Annotated in this window: 15 protein-coding genes; 10 read left to right on the top strand and 5 right to left on the bottom strand. The window is 48.8% G+C overall.

From position 1 onward, the window contains the following. On the top strand, positions 1 to 219 hold a 219-nt coding region (locus ABD846_RS12260), incomplete at its 5' end, for a hypothetical protein (RefSeq protein ID WP_344827364.1). Here ABD846_RS12260 and ABD846_RS12255 read toward each other — a convergent pair. After that, a complete protein-coding gene (locus tag ABD846_RS12255; RefSeq protein WP_344827362.1) occupies positions 202 to 1,707 on the bottom strand; it encodes a glycosyltransferase family protein in 1,506 nt (501 codons plus the stop codon). The two genes, ABD846_RS12260 and ABD846_RS12255, sit on opposite strands and share 18 nt — an antisense overlap. 107 nt (positions 1,708 to 1,814) lie before the next feature. Between ABD846_RS12255 and ABD846_RS12250 the strand changes: the two genes are divergently transcribed. Beyond that, complete coding sequence (locus ABD846_RS12250; protein WP_344827359.1) at positions 1,815 to 2,588, top strand: hypothetical protein; 774 nt, start codon at positions 1,815 to 1,817, stop codon at positions 2,586 to 2,588. Positions 2,589 to 2,591: 3 nt separating this feature from the next. Here ABD846_RS12250 and ABD846_RS12245 read toward each other — a convergent pair whose 3' ends face one another. The 4 genes from ABD846_RS12245 to ABD846_RS12230 all read right to left on the bottom strand — a co-directional run bounded on the left by ABD846_RS12245 (position 2,592) and on the right by ABD846_RS12230 (position 6,224). After that, the gene (locus tag ABD846_RS12245) at positions 2,592 to 3,722 is read right to left on the bottom strand and encodes an endonuclease/exonuclease/phosphatase family protein (RefSeq protein ID WP_344827356.1); all 1,131 of its coding nucleotides are present in this window, start codon (positions 3,720 to 3,722) and stop codon (positions 2,592 to 2,594) included. 88 nt (positions 3,723 to 3,810) lie between these two features. Beyond that, a complete protein-coding gene (locus ABD846_RS12240) occupies positions 3,811 to 4,788 on the bottom strand; it encodes an electron transfer flavoprotein subunit alpha/FixB family protein (protein ID WP_344827354.1) in 978 nt (325 codons plus the stop codon). Between the two features lie 31 nt (positions 4,789 to 4,819). Then, on the bottom strand, positions 4,820 to 5,563 hold the full coding sequence (locus ABD846_RS12235) for an electron transfer flavoprotein subunit beta/FixA family protein (RefSeq protein ID WP_344827351.1): 744 nt from the start codon (positions 5,561 to 5,563) through the stop codon (positions 4,820 to 4,822). Positions 5,564 to 5,669: 106 nt separating this feature from the next. Further along, positions 5,670 to 6,224, bottom strand: a complete 555-nt coding sequence (locus ABD846_RS12230; protein ID WP_344827348.1) for an IS1096 element passenger TnpR family protein — start codon at positions 6,222 to 6,224, stop codon at positions 5,670 to 5,672. A gap of 124 nt (positions 6,225 to 6,348) precedes the next feature. Here ABD846_RS12230 and ABD846_RS12225 point away from each other — a divergent pair, with 124 nt between their 5' ends. The 8 genes from ABD846_RS12225 to ABD846_RS12190 all read left to right on the top strand — a co-directional run bounded on the left by ABD846_RS12225 (position 6,349) and on the right by ABD846_RS12190 (position 19,371). Further along, positions 6,349 to 7,584, top strand: coding sequence for a DEAD/DEAH box helicase (locus tag ABD846_RS12225; protein ID WP_344827346.1), 1,236 nt, complete (start codon positions 6,349 to 6,351; stop codon positions 7,582 to 7,584). Between the two features lie 3 nt (positions 7,585 to 7,587). Beyond that, complete coding sequence (locus ABD846_RS12220) at positions 7,588 to 8,019, top strand: YybH family protein (RefSeq protein ID WP_344827343.1); 432 nt, start codon at positions 7,588 to 7,590, stop codon at positions 8,017 to 8,019. Positions 8,020 to 8,084: 65 nt separating this feature from the next. After that, a complete protein-coding gene (locus ABD846_RS12215; RefSeq protein ID WP_344827340.1) occupies positions 8,085 to 13,346 on the top strand; it encodes a S8 family serine peptidase in 5,262 nt (1,753 codons plus the stop codon). A gap of 91 nt (positions 13,347 to 13,437) precedes the next feature. Continuing rightward, a complete protein-coding gene (locus ABD846_RS12210) occupies positions 13,438 to 14,106 on the top strand; it encodes a DedA family protein (protein ID WP_344827337.1) in 669 nt (222 codons plus the stop codon). A 34-nt stretch (positions 14,107 to 14,140) separates the two neighbouring features. Then, the gene (locus ABD846_RS12205; protein ID WP_344827334.1) at positions 14,141 to 16,240 is read left to right on the top strand and encodes a bi-domain-containing oxidoreductase; all 2,100 of its coding nucleotides are present in this window, start codon (positions 14,141 to 14,143) and stop codon (positions 16,238 to 16,240) included. A 14-nt stretch (positions 16,241 to 16,254) separates the two neighbouring features. Then, positions 16,255 to 16,857, top strand: coding sequence for a DUF445 domain-containing protein (locus ABD846_RS12200; protein WP_344827332.1), 603 nt, complete (start codon positions 16,255 to 16,257; stop codon positions 16,855 to 16,857). 19 nt (positions 16,858 to 16,876) lie between these two features. Further along, entirely contained in the window at positions 16,877 to 17,647 is a 771-nt protein-coding gene (locus tag ABD846_RS12195) for an ABC transporter ATP-binding protein (protein ID WP_344827330.1), read from the top strand. An 11-nt stretch (positions 17,648 to 17,658) separates the two neighbouring features. Continuing rightward, positions 17,659 to 19,371, top strand: a complete 1,713-nt coding sequence (locus ABD846_RS12190) for a hypothetical protein (RefSeq protein WP_344827327.1) — start codon at positions 17,659 to 17,661, stop codon at positions 19,369 to 19,371. Positions 19,372 to 19,387 lie beyond the last annotated feature (16 nt).

Below are 19,387 nucleotides of genomic sequence, written 5' to 3'. Positions count from 1 at the left end.
CCCCCCCCCCCCCCCCGTCCGTTTGATATCGTCCGGGATGGGCTGCACATTGTTACCGTAATTGGTCGGGGAAGTCCCGGCGATCAAACATTCCCGGTAGTGTGCGTAACGAGCGATCGCCAAGCTTACGATTATGCGACCGGTCTTTTTTTGAAAGGCTTAAGGAAAAAGGGCGATGAGTTTCAACTCATCGCCCTTTGTTTATTTGGAAGTATTTAATTCGTATAAAGTATATGGATTACTTCTGTCTACCCAGCCGTTGAAGTTCAGTTTATAGGTCCAGGTAGGAAGCCTTCTCCAAATAACCTCTGCTTTAGAACTGTCGAAGAAGGGGCCTGCGTACTGGAAAATAAATTCTTCTGACGGATAGCGGTATTCGCTGAAGAGCCATACATTTTTTCCGCGGAGTTTATTCGTGTCGTTCATTACCTCATCAATGCAGTAGCTTTCGATGAGGGGATTGGAGTAAAACGTTGCACCAAGCGTGTCGCCGTTTATATAAGGGTTAAATTCCTTGCTATAGATTACAATTGTGGGCTTTGCGATATGGCGGAAAATTTTCTGATTCAGTGCCAGCAGATCGTTCGCCGGTTTGGTGATCATGAGTAGCAGTGTGGCTGCGTTCACGACCCAGAATGCATTGCGCAGCAGTTTTACACTACGTTTATAACCCTTTTGCTCGTGGTGCTTTTTAAACCGTTCGTGCAGATATTCTATTGTCGTGATTGCAAAAAAAGGATAGAAGAATTCGAGTGGCCAGAGGAAGCGGAACTCCTTGTGCGCAACGACCATATGGCCCAGGAAAAATACCGGCATGATCCAGGAAAGAATGTGCCTGGGTCGTGCTACAGGCACAATAAAGATGCTCAGCAGCATAATAATGCTGAAAGGGAACAAGGCTTCTTTCAGGATTTCGGTAAAGTACCAGTACCAGGGAGATACGCCATAATAGGCCGCCTTGTTGTGGAAGATATTCTGTTCCACATACGACCATCCGCTGACGGTCCAGGTGCCGTAAAGCCAGCGTTCAAAACACAGACCTATTGCAAAAGCGACGAGGAACCCTGCGAATACATTTGCGATATTGCGGAATTTCGTTCTGTCGGAAAAGAGCATCCAGAGTCCCGCTCCGCCCAGCATGAAGATTGCCTGGAAACGGAATACCATGGACAGTCCCCCCATAAAGCCGAACAGCAGGTAACGGTTTCTGTTTTTTTCATCCCAGAGGAAGATCAGTGCCCAGGCAAAAGCCATTGCTGCCCAGTTTTCAGAAGAAAAGCGGACATGTATATAAACAAGTCCCCAGCCCAGTACCGAAAGAACAAGATGCACGCGGCGCATCAGATCGCTTTTCAGCTGCGGCGCCATTGCTTTGTGAAACGCAAATGCGGTAAGGAAGCCTGCCAGACCACTGATAAGTCGAAGCAGGAAAGCAAAATTGTACGGATCGCTGAATCCGGCAGCGTAATATGCTTTCAATGCGATATAAGCCATATAGGGCTGTAATCCGGGCCTTATTTGGGCAGGATACTCCCACGCAAGCTTGCTAAGTGGTGTTAAAGGGGACCCGAGCTTATAATTCGCAAATTCAACTATCTGATAATGTTCATCCGGATGGTGGAAGCCGATCGAAAACCAGGCTGCAATGATATGCGCAATAAGTCCCAGTAACAGGATTTTCTTTTCAAATGCAGAGAGGTTTTTCATCCAGAGGTATGTGTGGTCGCTTTAAATTTTGCGCAAAACTAAAAAATGTATTTAAGATAAGAATATTCTGTGCACACACTATTTTTGCCGGAACTAAAACAACAACCTTGAAACGTTTATTTTACGCTGTTTGCGCATTGCTTCCTACTGTTGTAACTGCACAGAATCAGTCAGTTTTCGTTGCCGCAGGTGGTGGCTATACACTGCATACCGGTGCTCATCATTCTGAGTACAGTTCCACGCTCATCAGCAGCGGATCCTATAAAGGCGATAAGAAACTTACTTATTCCTCGTTCCTTAAAACCGGATACCGTATGGGCAACCTCGGCCTGGGGGTCGGATTGGAAACGGGCAATTTCCAGAATCAGCATGATGCCACGATAACGCCGATCACATCGATTACACTTGACGGTACGGTGTATACAACCGGCAGATACTGGACGCCGCACGCTTTTGTGCAGTACCGCATTCCGGTCTGGAAGCGGATTTTTATAGAGCCGGGCGTTGCAGCAGGTATTTTTCTTACAAAAAGCACGCAGGGAGAAGGTATAGGCGTATTTGATGTTCCCGGCCAGTACAGTACATTGCTGTCGCTTGCCGGTATCAATGTGCCTCAGTTAGGCGGACTCGCAACAGCAGGCAGTAATGGGTCTTCCGGATCTTTAAAGGCAATGGTGGGCGCACAGATTGCCGTTGGTTGCCGTATAGCACGTAGATGGGCGGTATGGGGAGAAGCGGTATACCGTTATTCCAAGGCAGACTATCAGCTGGATCTTGGGGGAGTAGTAACACAGAATGTGAGTTTCCCGATTCATTATACTGCATTCCGGCTGGGCGGATCATTTGATATCTTTATACAAAAGAAATCCGGCGCTCAGTAACGGTTATTTCAGCACGAAGTTGGCGATCACGGGGTTGTGGTCGGAAAACTGCGGCGTTTTCAGGGATTGATAGCCGATGAGCTTCAGTGCCGAATCGCTGTAAAAGATATAATCAATCCTGAGGGTTGGGGAGATCATGTTATAGGTTCTTCCCAGCCCTTTTCCTTTTTGCGCAAAGGCGTCCGCAAGTCCACCCCTGATTGTGGTGTAGGTATAGGAGCATGGAACATCGTTCAGGTCGGCACACAATACCACAGGGTAGGGGCTTTTGTCGATTTCTGCCCTTGTGAGAATTGCCTGCGGTGCTCTTTTCTGATACGCACGATTCAGTTTTTCCAGGAAAGTATGTGTGTACGCTTTTTGTTTTTCCAGCTTCTTGGCACTTTTCTGAGCTTCCTCAAGCATTGCCTTTTCTTTGTCGGCTAACAGAAATGACTGAAGGTGTACGACGAATAATCTTACCTGCTGGCCATGCGGAAGCTGTACATCGCACTGCATGAGTTTAATGTATTCGTCGATCAGTGTTTCTTTAAAATTGGAAAGCGGATATTTAGAGAATATCGCATTGCCTATAAAGATCTTTGCACCCAGATCATTGTCGTACATAAAGCGGTACTCTTTGTATCCTGCATGCTCGAAATATTTACGCGCCTTCGGGTTGCTGCCGTCGTTATTGGTATAGAATTCCAGCATGCAGAGTACATCAGGCTGCTGCTCTTCGATAAGCGCAAACATTTTTTCCGGTCTTCTCTTATCCACCGGTCGATCGTACAGGCCCAGTCCATGCACGTTCCAGGTGAGGACTTTTAATCCGCCCAGCTGTGGCAGCATATTGTTCTGTTCAAAATAATTCAGTCCGAATACGGCAGGGATCATGCGGAAGCAAATGCCCAGAACGGCAAGTGACAAAAGACTGCGCCATTTTTTACGACTGAATAACCAGACGACGAAGAAGAGCGCATTGACGATCAGAGCGAATACTGTGCTCAGGCTTATAATGCCCAGGTACCGCACATCTGCAGGGTCTGTAGTGGATGCATAGCGGCATAGCAATAACCAAGCCGCCACTCCGAGATTGATCAGGAACAGGGTATGGCTAAAAAATGCCCGGATGAATAAGCCGAGTTTTTTCACTACTGCAAGTTATATGCTTTGAATATATGTTGCAATAAAAAAGAGCAGGACTTGTGATCCGGCTCTTTTTATAACAAAGAATGTTTAATTAGTGTTGTGTAGCCTTGAATTTCTTCAGTGCTTCATTCAGTTTGGGTGTTACCTCCAGCGCATCTCCCACCACGCCGTAATCTGCGGCTTTGAAGAAAGGCGCTTCCGGATCTTTATTGATCACCACGATGGTCTTAGAACCGTTTACACCTGCCAGATGCTGGATAGCACCGGAAATTCCGATCGCGATGTACAGGTTTGGACGAATCGTTCCGCCGGTCTGACCTACGTGCTCGTGATGCGGACGCCAGTGTGAGTCGGCAACCGGGCGGGAACATGCTGTAGCCGCACCCAGTGTGGCAGCAAGGTCTTCAATCACTCCCCAGTTTTCAGGACCTTTCAAGCCGCGTCCGCCGCTTACCACCAGTTCTGCTTCGCTCAAGGGAACAGAACCGCTTACTTTGTTCACTTCTTTTACCTGAACAGCAAAGTCTTTATCGTCGAATGTAACGGAAAGTGCTTCAACAGGGCAACTTCCTTCAGCTTTCGCCACCTGGAAAGAATTTGCGAGCAGGGTTACCACTTTGATGTCTGAGGTGATATTTACAAACGCAAAAGCTTTGCCGGCAAATACATTTCTTTTGATCACAAAACCGTTGGAGGTATCCGGGTAAGATACAGCTCCTGCTGCCAGACCTGCTTTCAGTCGGGATGCCACCTGAGGTGCGACTGTTTTACCAACCACATCGTGTGATGCGACAATTACTTTTGCTGCAGTATGTCCTGCTGCGGCAACCACCGCTTTTGTATAAGCGCGCGCGCTTAATTTATCCAGGCGTGCATCGGAAACATGCAGCACTTTAGCAGCACCATAGGCACCCAAAGCAGCCATTGCATCGTTACTGCAGGTACCCAGTACCAATGCAGTTGCCTGAGCACCCATTTTGGAAGCTACAGCCGCGGCATACTGAACCAGTTCAAAAGACTTCTTTTTAAAAGAGCCTTCGATATTTTCTACGAGAACTAAAACGCTCATGATTTATATTGAAAAAGAGTGTTTGAAAATATTAGATAACTTTTGCTTCGTTGTGCAGGGCGGCAACCAGTTCGTCCATCTGATCGATTGTGAACATCTTTACGCCTGTTTTTGCCGGAGGCATTTCATAAGAAACGATCTGCGTGAGGGTGTCCACGGTTGCGGGAGCCACCACTTTCAATGGTTTCGTACGGGCAGCCATAATACCGCGCATATTCGGGATACGTGCTTCAGCCATACCTTTCTGGCAGCTTACCACTAAAGGCAGCGGACAGGTATCCACTTCTTCTCCGCCCTCGATCTCTCTGGTAACGGTTGCGGATCCTCCGGCTGCTTCCAGCTTGGTTGCAAATCCGATATAATTATAATCGAGCTGGTCGGCAAGCATAGCACCTACGGCGCCATTATTGTAATCGATCGTTTCCTTACCGCAAAGCACCAGGTCGTACTGCTCTGCTTTTGCATAAGCGGCAATCTGTGCTGCGATTGCATAAGGATCGTTGGAGTCAGTGTCAATACGGATGGCTTCGTCTCCGCCCAGTGCCAGGGCTTTACGGATAACCGCTTCAGCATCAGCTTTTCCAACAGTTACGAGGTGCACAGCCGTTGCAGCGCCCGATTCTTTCAGTTCCAGCGCACGCACCAAAGCATACCACTCGTCGTAAGGATTGATCACCATAGTAACACCCTGTGTATTGAATTGGGTATTGTTGTCGGTGAACGCAATTTTTGTAGTTGTGTCCGGTACAGGACTGATACAAACTAATATCTTCATCGTCTTGTTTATTGATGTATTAAGAAGGTGTTCGTAAAATTTTGGGCAAAATTACGGTAAAATGCTGCATCGCAACACGCTACCGGTAAATTATGACCTGCAATGTTTAAAAATCGCTCTCGCTGTAGGATTCTTCGCTTCCTCCCTCTTCACTATCGCCTTCACTGCCAAAGCCTTCAGCCATTTCATCTTCTCCCAGGTCATACTTTTCCTCAATCTCCATCAGCATGCCGGAGCCACCGCCCGGCTTGTATTGCATAGGTGCCATCCCTTCCTTGCGTGTGCATGTGGGATAGCTGCGTTTGGGGTCCACATCATTTGATACGCCGATCAGCTCTACGAGAAAAGTCCATTTTTTCGCAGGGTCGTATTCATAGATAAATTTCTGATCGGGTACGGAAACCAAGGCGGATACCGGAGTTTTCACCATCGAAAGCTCTGCTGCTCCTTTTTTATTCGACAGTACTTCCGAAGAAAAAATGCGCAGGCGCTCCCAGCGGTCATTGCTTTCAAAAAAGCGCGCACTGTGCTTTCCATCAAAATCATAGGCTTTCAGAATGGCCTGATGGAAATCCATAAAAGTCTGGGAAGACAAAATATCAATGTCTCTGTAGATGAGATCGTCCTCTTCCCAGTAAATGCGGAATTTTAATAATGGCATAGCGCCAAAAATACGTCAAAGCCGAGAATGCCTGCATTTTTTTTGCAAAAGTGACGCAGATGCAGGCCCTTTTTTCATTTGCTTCCGTTCCGCATCGGCTAATTAGTTAATTTTGTATCATTATATGAAGTTTGAACAATACAATATTTCACCCCTGATCAAGCAAAGCCTGGACGAATTGGGTTTTCGTAAACCGACTGATATACAGTACAAAGCGATACCCTCCATTTTGAAAGGCGATGACGTTCTGGCCATAGCGCAGACAGGCACCGGAAAGACTGCAGCTTTTGCTATCCCGGTTTTGCATGTGCTGCTACGGCGTGACCGCTTTAATGTGCGGAAGCAGGTGAAATGCCTGGTAATGGTGCCTACGCGTGAGCTGGCGCTGCAGATTGCCGGCGTATTTAAAGAAATCGGCAGGCATACTCCTTTGCAGATACTGGGGCTTGTGGGCGGCGTCGCCGAAGAGCCTCAGATAAAAAAACTGGAAAAGGGTATTGATATACTGGTGGCCACCCCGGGAAGGATGTTTGATCTGTGCAGCCGTGGTATTATTGACCTCAGTCGTGTGGATATACTGATCCTGGATGAAGCAGACCATATGCTGGATTTGGGCTTTATCAAAGATATACGCGATATCCAGTCATATTTACCGGCGCGGCACCAGACGCTGTTTTTCTCTGCCACAATCGACGAAAAGATCAAGGCTCTTGCCTATTCGCTTGTGCGCGACGCGATCCGTATCCAGATATCCCCTAAAGATCCGGTTGCTAAAAATGTACAGCATTCTGTGGCTTACATTCCTATGGATGATAAACGTTTTTTCCTGGAACGGTTGATTAAAGAATATCCGGAAAGTAAGATCCTTGTATTTGTGCGTACCAAAGTACGTGCAGAAAGGGTTTTTGCCGCAATGGCGCGTGTGGGTATTGAGACCTTGACGATGCACGGGGACAAAGAGCAGACCGACCGCCTGAAGGTGATGCGTCGCTTCCGCGACGGCGAAGTGAAAATACTCATAGCCACCGACGTGAGCGCAAGAGGTATTGATATCCCGGGTGTTGACTATGTGGTGAATTACGACCTCCCCGACGTGCCGGAGAATTATGTGCACAGGGTGGGGCGTACAGGGCGCGGTACCGCACGTGGTATAGCCGTTTCCTTCTGCGCGCCGGAAGAAAAGCCGCTGCTTACGGCTATTGAGGAATTCATATCGAAGCCCGTTGCCGTAATGAATATCGATAAGGAAGACTATGTAAGTACGATCACCTTTACGGAAGATATTCCGAATACCAACTGGCAATTGCTTATCGATGAAGATGAGCGCGAGGAAAAAACGAAAAAGCGGAAAAAGAAATAAGCTATGATACGCTTCCGTTTCCTTTTCATAATACTCGCTTCCCTGATCTCTGTTGCTGCACAGGCAGGAAGGCATGACGAAACGGCCATCCGCGCTGTGTTGTCCAGGCAGCAGTCCGCCTGGAATCGCGGGGATATTCCGGCTTTTATGCAAGGCTACTGGGAAAGTGACAGCATGATGTTCATGGGTAAGAAGGGTCCGCAATATGGGTATGCGACCACGCTCAGCAATTACCTGAAGTCTTACCCCGACACAGCGCATATGGGTCAGTTGCAATTCGATATCGTGACCGTCAGGAAACTGGGCCGGAAGTATGCGATGGTCATCGGCAGGTGGCAACTGCGCCGTAGCGTCGGAGATGCAGGCGGCTATTTTTCGCTGCTGTTCCATAAAATACATCGTCGCTGGTTCATCATCATCGATCATACATCTTAGTCATATGTAGCTATAGTTTTCGTACCTTTCGGAATAACAGTTCAGTGTTCTCACCCGGTTTTCACATGAAATTTCCGAAAGCTCTCCGGCGCATATGCTGCTTTACTTTTTTATTGCTGATTTTTTGTCTGCCTGTCCGGGCTTACCGTATCAATAACAATGTTGTTTCGTTTACCGGTGATGTTATTTCCTGGAAAAGGAATCTGCAGTACACTGCCACAGATACGCTGAGTGTACTCCTGCATGCGCGTCACCTGTTGTCGGATGCGGAGCTGGATATGTTACCGGCTGCTGATATCTTCGTAAAAGAGTATGTGGGCGATTCTGTGTATACAGCATTGGTTCCTGCGTCACTTTCCTTTCTTCCTGCGGCATTTGATGGTATTGCCCTGCTCCGGCCGGAATTTAAGATAGATGTTTCATTGAATGAGCGGCTCGCAAGCGTAACGCCCCTTACCGTATGGGTATCCTTTTTTTCTTCAGTTACTCCGGAGCTGGTGCAGGATTGGATAACAGCGAATGGCGCGGAGGTAAACAAGCAAAAATGGGAAAGCCGGAATATTTATGAAATACAAATTCCGGCAAATAAGCTACCCGAAGCAGCACAATGGTATGGCGTGCAATGGGTTCAGCCTGCAATTACTATCCGGCCGCTGGATCAGGACAGTAAAATGTCAATGGGTGTTGCGCTGGTTGCTGCACCACCTGCTCTGGGCGGATGGGGGCTTACCGGCGATGGCGTGACGATCGGTCACGGCGATAACTGTTCCGGTATCTATCATATAGATCAGCGGGACCGTGTGATCAACCATAATTACGGTTACAAAACCAACCACGGAGTACTGGTGAACGGTCTGATGGGCGGACTGGGAATCATTGATCCCGCGGGTCAGGGTATTGCAACGCACAGCCGTTTTGTGAGTACGTATTTCGACGATGCTTTATTGTTGAAAACCGCGTTTTACAACCGTTACAACATGACACTCACCAATAACTCTTACCGCGCAGACAGAACGGATCTGTGCAGCTATTCGGGAGTGTATGATGTATTGTCTGCAAATCTGGATAAGCTTGCGCTGGAGAATCCCGCTCAGTTGGATGTATTTGCTGCTTCGAATGATGGTGCGACTACGTGTAATCCTTACCCCGCCGGGTATTACACTATTTCCGGTGGCTACCAGACCTCGAAAAATATTCTTACGGTCGGCTCGTGTACACGGGAGCTGGTACTGGCAAACAGTTCTTCCCGTGGCCCGGTAAAAGACGGGCGTCTGAAGCCGGAAGTCACGGCGCCGGGGCAGAATATTTATGTGCCGATACCGGATAATACTTACATGTATGAATCAGGTACCAGTCTTTCCTGTCCGCAGGCCACCGGCATACTTGCACTGCTTACCGAGCGCTATCGTCAGCTGAAGTCCGCTACGCCTCCGGGTGCGCTGCTCAAAGCTATTGCGATCAATGGCGCTACGGATATAGGGCGAAAAGGACCGGATTTCTGGTTCGGATTCGGATTGCTGAATGCCCGCAGATCATTGGCCATCATCGACAGTAATCACATCTACAGTGATCTGATCAGCAATACGGCCGCGCCGGTCAGGATCAACATTCATGTTCCTTTCGCCGCAGCTCAGCTGAAGGTATTGTTGTATTATCACGATTCCGCGGCTTCCATGAGTGCTGCCACGCAACTGGTGAATGATCTGGACCTTACGGTCGAAGACTTGTCCGGCGTGGTGCATCGTCCGCTTGTGCTCAATCCGGATCCGGTGCATGTGTCGGATATTGCCGTGGAGAAGGCAGATCATCTGAATAATGTGGAGCAGGTGGTTATTGATAATCCTGTTCCCGGTGACTATGAAGCTGTCGTAAGCCCCTTCGCTGTGCCGATGCGTACGCAGCGTTTTTACCTGGTGTATGATATTGTCCCTTCGGAAATTAAATTACTGTACCCTGTTACCGGTGTCGCGGCTCCTGCATCTTCAGATATGTACATCTATTGGTCCGGAACCGCAGATTCGTCTGTTCCGGTTACCCTTTCTTTTTCACAGGATGGTGGCGCTGTATGGACTACGATTGCGACGATTGTGAGCAGTGTTCGGATGTACAAGTGGGCGGTGCCGGCCATCAATTCCGGTAATTGTAAAATGCGCATTACCCAGGGTACAATGGTGGATGAGACCGGACCCTTTGCAATCAACGTGCAACCCATATTGTCCCTTTCGGCTGATCAGTGCCCCGGCTCTGTCTCGTTGCAATGGTCTGCCATTCCCAATACAGATATGTATTATCTCCTGCAGAAGCAGGGTTCAGATTATATAGTTGCGGATTCTGTAATGGGAACAGATACGACTTACACATTCAACGGCCTTTTCGTCGATTCCGAATATTGTTTTTCCGTTGTGCCTTCGCTTGGGGGATTGAATGGCTATCGTGCAAAAGGCCTGCTGCGCCGGCCCAACAGCGGTGCCTGCCTGAGCGCCGCTCCGGGAGATCTTGCTATTGAGGCTATTGCTGCTCCGGTGTCCGGACGCAGGTATACCGCATCGGCCTTGTCCACTGCAACATGGTTGCGTGCGAGGATCCGGAATCTGGATAAGGTTCCGCATAATTATCGCATCCGCTATAATATTAACGGCACCGGATGGAAGGTCGTGGACGGCTTCAGTATAGGGGCCGGCGTGCTGGCTGTTCAGGATGTTGATACGGTGGATATGAGTGCCGTGGGTTCTTATTCCATTGTGATGACGGTGCAGGATAAGGATATTCTTGATCCCGTACGGGTAAATGACACTGCGCGCAGCTCTGTACGCCTGATCGCAAATGATACCATTCTCCTGACGGACCCTTTCTTAGAGGATTTTGAAGATTTTCCGGATCTTCAGCTGACAAGCGATCGGACGGGTGTAGACTTCCCGGGTTACTGGGATTTTGCGAACAGCAATGACACAGGACGTTTTTTCAGTCGTGTACCTGTTGCGGCTTTCAGTACCGGGATAGCCTCTGCAAGCCTTGACGTATTACTCAACAAAGACAGTGTATTTAACGCTTTTACAGGCACCTTCAATCTGGGCGCTTATGATACGGCTGCAGACGAAGTCCGCTTTGATTTTGATTATGTGCTTCGGGGCAATCCAATCATCACCGACAGTAATGCTGTACAGGTGCGTGGCTCAGATCAGGACCGCTGGCTGACAGTCCTGCGCTTAAAGGCCGCCAGGGGATTACAGTCTTCCGGCACGCTTTCATTGCGTGATATTTTCCGGCGCAACGGTCAGAATTTTTCCGCTTCCACGCAGATCCGCTTTGTACAGTCGGATACCACAGTGATTACAGATGATAATGGCGCGGCAGGGTTGAGTATTGATAATGTCCGCCTGTATCAGGTGCTGAAAGAAATCAGTCTTGTAAGTATTATTAATCCGGACCCCGAGCTTTGCTCAGACGTTCCGCAGACACTCAGGGTGCGGCTGCGGAATGGTACAAAGACGCCGGCAACTTCAGTTAGTCTCGGATATATAGTCGACAATAATGCGGCAGTAAACGAAATGCTGAGCGGCGATATTCCGCCAGACGATAGTCTGGATTACGGCTTCGTTTCTGTTCTGTCGGGACTGGGTAAAGGTTTTCATGAACTGAAAGTCTGGGTGCACATGCCCGGAGATGATCATCCGGAGAATGATACGCTCACCCTGCGTTTCCATATATCGTCTTCCATCGACCAATATCCTTCACTACAGCAATTTGAGCAAAAGGACAGCAGTTGGTATGTCGATGGTGTCAATGCCAGCTGGATAATGGGCACACCTCAGTCGGCCACAATCAATAATGCCGCTTCCGGATCGGTTGCCTGGAAAACCAATCTGCGCGGTGGATACAATATCTCCGAACATTCTTATCTCGTTTCTCCTTGTCTCAGCACCGCTACTATGGCAGCACCTATGCTCAGCTTCAGTCTCGCGTTCGAGATGGAAAACTGCGATCCGGAACCCTGCGATTATCTCTATATGGAATATTCCACGGATCGGGGACGTAGCTGGAATTTACTGGGCAGGCGCGGGGAGGGTACCAACTGGTACAATAAATACGGCAACAACTGGTCCGGCTCCTGGCAGCGCTGGCACGCCGCAAGTATAGAATTGCCGCGGGCAGCCTGGCTTAAGCTGCGTTTTGTTTTTGTAAGTGATAAAGCGAAAGTGCTGCAGGGTGCGGCTATTGATGATATTCATATCTACGATCGGGATGGTCGCACCGTATCTGTGCGGGAAAAAGATTATGTAAAGAGTTCCGTAAGTGTAACAGTCCCCGGCGTATGGATTCCGTTATTGTCCGATACGCTGATTCTTGCCTCTGTGAACACCACAGGCAGCAACCTTTCTTCAGACGCTGCCGTCTACCGGCAACCTGTTGTTTCCGACGGTTTCAGGAGGCAGTACACAGTGCCGGTCAGCTGGCGCTTACAGGCAAGTCCTGTGCCTGCGGAAAAATCACTGATCCGGTTGTACCTGGAAGACAGTGCGCTGATACCACTCTGGACAGATAGTTCCTGCAAAGACTGTACCCGCCCTCCGGATATCTACCGTATGGGTATTACACATTTCGGGAGCCCCGGCAGCAATGACAGCCTCCTTGCCAATAATAAAGAAGGGGTTGCGAGCTATCTGAAGTGGCCTCAGATAAAATGGGTACCCTATGATAAAGGCTATTATGCAGAATGTGCTGCCATACCCGATGGGGAATTCTGGCTGAATGACGGTGGTATCACCGGTAATCTGCTGCTGAACTCGGATTATGTGGATCTGAATGCCCTCCGGTACGGACCGTATTCTGTGCAGGTAGCCTGGACTTGTCCGGTCGATCCGGATATGCAATCGTATCTGCTGGAGCGGTCTTTCGACGGTGTGCATTTCCGGACAGTGCTGGAGCAGGCGGCGGGAGGGTCTTTAAACTATCAAACCATAGATGAGGTTTTCCTGAAATATGGGGACTCTGTGAGCTACCGGATTCTGGGTACGGCAAAAAACGGGAAGTCGTTTTATACACCTGCGCGCGTGGTGTACTGGGAAGACGCAAAGGGCATTCTGGACGTATATCCGGTTCCGTCGACAGATCACCAGCTGACAATCCGTTGGAATGCAGCGGCCGGAACACCGCTGGGAGTACAGCTCTTTGATATGGCCGGCCGTTTGGCGGCGCAGCAGCAGCTTGTTGCCGACAAATGGATCAGCGAGCAGCAGGTATCTCTGAGATCGCTGCCGGCAGGCACCTATGTGCTGGATCTGGAGCTGGACGAACAGCATCAGCGGCGCCTGGTTGTGATTCAGTAGCGATACAATCGTTATATATGTATTGCTGCGGGCATTTCTTAAGGGGATTTGCCTAAATTCGCCATCTGAACAATACACCCAATCCACTTTTATGTCAAATTTTGTTGAGCTGCTGAAAGAACTCATGAACGCCGAAAAACTGGCGCATCTTGTTGAATTATACGGCGGCTTGTACCTTGTGGCACTGATCATCTTTGCCGAAACCGGATTATTCGTTGGTTTCTTCCTGCCGGGAGATTCTCTTTTGTTTGTTACCGGGTTGATGATCGCAAACTCTTCGTCTCCTTTTGGTAATAGCTTTGCGAATCTCGCTTACTGGATTTCGCTTATTGCCCTGTCCGGGGTGATCGGGAATATGGTCGGCTACTGGTTCGGTTGTAAAACCGGCCCGCTGATCTATGAACGGAAGGATACCTGGCTGTTTAAGAAAAAGCATATTAAAGACGCACACGACTTTTATGAAAAGCGTGGCGGGGCCGCTATCATCCTTGCCCGTTTCCTGCCGATTGTACGCACTTTTGCACCTATCGTTGCGGGAGTGGTGGGTATGGACCGGAAAAAATTCCTGAGCTATAACATTGTTGGCAGCTTCCTGTGGGTGGCAAGTATGGTGCTTTCCGGATTTTTCCTCGGAGAAATTCCCTGGGTGAAAATGAACTTTGAAAAAATCGTAATCGGACTGATTGTCGTGACAACAGCGCCGGTGTTATTTAAAATGTTCTTCGGAAAGAAAAAGCCGGAAACGGAGGTAACTCAGTAAAACCCGATGGTGCGGGTTTCCGGGGTCGAAGTTTATGAAGCAGATCATTCAGAATCTAAACAGCGGTGAGACTTCAGTGATAGAAGTGCCGATGCCTGTTCCGGGTCCGGGTCAGGTAGTGGTACGCAATACGCGGAGTCTTGTGTCTTCGGGGACCGAACGCATGCTGTTGGATTTCGGAAAGGCAGGCTGGCTGGGTAAAGTACGTCAGCAACCGGAACGTGTACAGGAGGTGATGCGCAAGGTGCGTACAGACGGCTGGATGGCCACGCTGGACGCTGTTCAGAATAAAATCAATAAAGAAATACCGCTCGGCAACTCCTCTGTAGGGGTTGTTGTCGCTTTAGGTAATGAGGTCACCGGATTAAAGATCGGGGACAGGGTAGCCTCGAATGGCGCTCATGCGGAAGTCGTCTGCGTTTCCCGGAATCTGTGTGCATCGGTGCCCGATTCTGTTTCCGACAATGATGCGGCTTTTACGGTGATCGGCGCTATTGCGTTGCAGGGTATCCGGCTGATCAACCCGGCTTTCGGAGAGCACGTGGTCGTATACGGATTGGGACTTATCGGTCAGCTTGCGGTGCAATTGCTCAAAGCAAACGGTTGTCGTGTTACAGGAGTTGATCCGGATGCGCAGAGATGTGCGCTTGCCCGTAAATGGGGCATTGCGGTTGTTTGTAATGCAGATGGCAGTCGCGCTGCATCTTTTGTAAAAAGTCTGAATGATAACAAAGAAGCAGACGCCGTTCTGATCACCGCGTCTGCAAAAGATGACGAGATCCTTTCCGACAGCGCAGACATGTGCCGGAAACGCGGACGGATCGTACTTACAGGAGTGGTTAATACGCAGTTTGCCCGTAACGATTTCTATAAAAAGGAGCTTAGCTTTCAGGTGAGCAGCGCTTATGGACCGGGGCGTTACGATTATGAATATGAATCCGGAACAACTGATTACCCTGAAGCATTTGTCCGTTGGACGGCCCGGAGAAATATGGAGGCCGTATTGCAGGCTATGGCAGCCGGACAATTATCTCCTTCGGAGACAGATGTGGTAATCAGGCCATTTTCTGAATATAAAGAAGTATATGAGGCATTGGGTAGCGGCGACGGGATTGCTACGCTTTTTGCCTATCCCGAAGATGTTTCTGTAAGTGATATCGTCAGATGCCCCTCTGCCAGAGCCGGCTCCGGTGAGGCTGTTGCGGTAATAGGAGCTGGTAACTTCTGCACGAGGGTGATATTGCCGGCTTTGCAGAAGCATCATCTGCGTGTGGAGATGATAGCCAGCGAACACGGACTTTCAGCCGCTCAAAGCGCAAAGAAATTCGGTATAGCGGCAGCTACGTCTTACACCAGGCATATATTCGAACATGACAAGGTAGATACTGTATTCATTGCCACGCCGCATAATACCCATGCCACTCTGGTAATCGAATCACTACAGGCTGGTAAAAATGTCTTTGTTGAAAAGCCGCTGGCGATTAACAGTGAAGAACTTGAGGCAATAACCGCTGCATACAGGAAGGCGGGTAAAGTGCTGGACGTAGGCTTCAACAGACGCCATGCTCCGTATGCCGTTCAGGCAAAGCGACTGATGGGCGATGGCGACAGGAACATAAATATTACGGTAAATGCAGGTGCAATCACTTCGGCGAACTGGCTCAGTGACAGAGCCGCGAGCGGGGGCAGGTTGATAGGAGAGGTCTGCCATTTTATTGATCTGGCTGCTTTTTTTGCCGGAGCTCAGGTACACTCCGTTTGTGCACAGACATCTTCTTCAGATGAGGAAAATGTAAGTATGCTGCTTCGGATGGACAATGGTTGCTGTGCAGTGATCAACTACTTTACAAACGGAAATCCTGCTTACGGGAAGGAACGCATTGAGCTGTACGGATCGGGCAAGACAATCGTGATCGATAACTGGAAGAGCATGAAGGCATATGGTTTTAAACGTACACCTTCCTTTGCTGCCGGACAGGATAAAGGCCATGCGGCTCAATTTGCCGCAATAGCGGAAAGAATCAAAAAAGGAGGAACAGCGCTTATCCCTTTTGAAAGTATTTACAACACAAGCAGCACGGCGCTTGCTGCACTTGAGAGTCTGCGTGACGGATGCTGGAAGTCTGTACGCTGAAAATGATTTGATTTATGGGAACTGCCAATTTGATTTTATTACCGCTTATCTCTGCTTTTATCGGATGGTTTACGAACTGGATAGCTATAAAAATGCTGTTCCATCCGAAACAGCCGAAGCGTATATTGGGAGTGACCTTTCACGGAATCTTTCCCAAGCGCCAGCAGCAATTTGCGCGCAAGCTGGGAGCAGTGGTTGCGTCTGAACTGCTGCATTTCAACGACATCGCCAAACGTATTGCCGATCCGGTACATCTGGAAAAAGTAAAGCCTTTCATCAGCGAGCATATCGATAACTTTCTGCAGCATAAGCTGGCAGAGAAACTGCCGGTGCTCTCTATGTTTATAGGCCCGTCCACGCTCACTCCTATAAAGGAAGGTCTTATTGAAGAAATCGATTTATTGCTGCCGCAACTGATGGAGCGCTATGCTGCAAACCTGAGTACTTCTATCGATATCGAACGTATGGTCGTGGAAAAGGTGGAAGGTTTTTCTTCTGATAAACTGGAAGAACTCCTTGTGGCAATTATGAGCAAAGAATTCCGTTTTGTTGAACTGATCGGTGCGGTGCTCGGATTGGTGATCGGAATTATTCAGATTTTGCTTACCCGTTTATAACTAATAAAAGAACCCATTCATGGAACCTATCATTCAATTAAAAGGCGTTTCCAAGCAGTACGGAGAAAAAGAAGTACTGAAGAACGTAAATCTGGATATCATGCCCGGTCAGATTATCGGGTATATCGGTCCGAACGGTGCGGGAAAATCCACCACTGTGAAAATTCTCACCGGTGTGATACAGGATTATACCGGCACGGTTATGGTGAATGGACGCGACATCAGGGAAAATCTGCTGGGCGTAAAGCAGCTGATCGGATATGTGCCTGAACTGGCCGATCTCTATGATCTGCTGACACCAAACGAATATCTGCACTTCATTGGTGCGCTGTATAATATGCAGGACGATGTGGTTACCGAGCGTGCAAAACGGATACTTGATTCATTCGGTATCCTGGAAAATTTTGACCAGCGCATGGACAGCTTTTCAAAGGGTATGCGTCAGAAAGTATTGCTTACCGCGGGTATCATTCACAATCCTTCTATTGTGATATTGGACGAGCCCATGAGCGGGTTGGATGCGAATGCGGTGATTGTGGTGAAGGAGTTGCTGCAGATGCTGAAGCAGGACGGGAAGACGATTTTCTATTGTTCGCATATGATGGACGTTGTGGAAAAAGTGTCTGACCGTATTGTGCTGATCGATAAGGGCACCATTATCGCAAACGACACGATTGAAGCGCTACGTGAGGGAGGGAACCAATCGCTCGAATCAATTTTTGCAGAAAAGACCAGCACCGGTGATCTGAATCGCTCTGCAGGTTCTATTGCTCAGGCTTTACACGATTAATCCGCCCGCATATGAATCGATTTTTTCTGTTTCTGATCATGTTGCCTAAAGGGCTGTGGAAGCCTTTAGGCGCGGATATTCCGCAGCTTCGTGCTATTTTGAACGTCCGCCTGAAGTTAGACGACCGCCGTCCGCTCGCATTTGGGCGGGGAGCGGCTAAACGTAAAAAGCCCGCGCGCTTCATGAGTGCGCTGAGTGTTTTTTTGTCGGCCATTTTTGGGATGATGTATATTTTCCCGATGATGATCGAAGATACCTACATGGGGCTCTGGCTGTATTTTTCCTTGTTTATCGTGATGCTGAGCATCATGCTCATCAGCGATTTTTCCACCGTACTTTTCGATACCCGTGACAAGACTATTCTTTTGCCGAGACCTGTGAACGAACGCACGTTGCTGCTCTCACGTATGCTGCACATGCTCATCTATCTGATGCGTATCGTATTGCCGATGTCGCTTGCGGGGTGGGTCGTAATGGGTCTTGATAAAGGATGGAAGGCTGCATTGTGGTTCCCGTTTGGTGTAACGATGCTTACCCTGATTGCGCTGTTTCTCGTAAACGGAGCTTACCTGCTGCTGCTGAAATGGGTGAAGCCTGAAAAGTTCAAAGATGTGATCAACTATTTTCAGATCGCGTTCTCCGTTGGCTTTTTCGCGATGGCGTATATTATGCCCCGGGTTACGGCAACGGAAAGTTTCAGTCTGCTGAAATATACCAATTATCCCTGGGCGAAGTTTACTCCGAGTTTCTGGCTTGCAGCGTCTTACAGCTGGGTCGCTCCCGGTACAGCGGCGCTGCGCTGGGTCAGTATCCTTGCTGTGGTCGGGCCGCTGATCCTGATCTGGCTTACCATAAAATATCTTTCTCCAAGCTTTGCCTCCCGCATTGCTTTGATTGATACCGTTGCGGAGACGAAGCCGCAGCAGGCAAAGCCAATGGTTACGGAAGGGCAACGCATTTCTCCGTCTGGTAAAAATAAGTTATACCTGTTGCTGGCCGATAAGTTGAATAAGAATCCGTTATCCAAAGCGGGTTTCAGCATTGCCTGGCTGCAGACCGACAGGAGCCGCAATTTCAAAATGCGCGTCTATCCGACCTTCGCTTATGTGCCGGTATATTTTTTCTTTATTACTACCCAGAGCAAGATACCGCTGAATGAGATATGGGAAAAAATGCCGGGGACCTATAATTATATCACGCTTCTGTACATGACCTCTTTCATTGTAATGCAATTGCTGGCCATGACTGTGTTCAGTGAGCAGTACAAAGCTTCATGGATTTATTACAGCGCGCCTGTGGAGAAGCCGGGAGCGGTGATGGCCGGCGCATTCAAGGGAATATGGGTTAAATATTTTGTGCCGATCTTCATTATCGTGAGTGCATTCGTGTTATATGTGTGGGGCATGGGAAAGCTGGTGGATATAGCATTGGCATTTGTAAATATTACGGTGTTCGGATTACTCATTTCACGCGTTGCCTACCGCAGGCTGCCTTTTTCCTCTGCCGAGCAGATGAATGAAAAGGGCAACCGTTTCCTGAAAACCCTGTTCGTGATGATCGTGCCTTTTGCATTCGGATTCGGGCATTACTGGGCAGCACATACGCCTTTCGTATGGCTTCGCTGGCTTTTCCTCGTTCTTTCCGGGGTACTGCTGTGGCTGTTCTGGGACAGTTACAGTAACACAAACTGGACAGAAGTAAGAAAGGCGGATCTCGATGCCTGATTTAAAGATAATTATA

The sequence above is a fragment of the Rurimicrobium arvi genome (genome assembly GCF_039540495.1).
Taxonomy (GTDB): domain Bacteria; phylum Bacteroidota; class Bacteroidia; order Chitinophagales; family Chitinophagaceae; genus Rurimicrobium; species Rurimicrobium arvi.
This window is presented reverse-complemented; position numbering and strand designations above follow the sequence as displayed.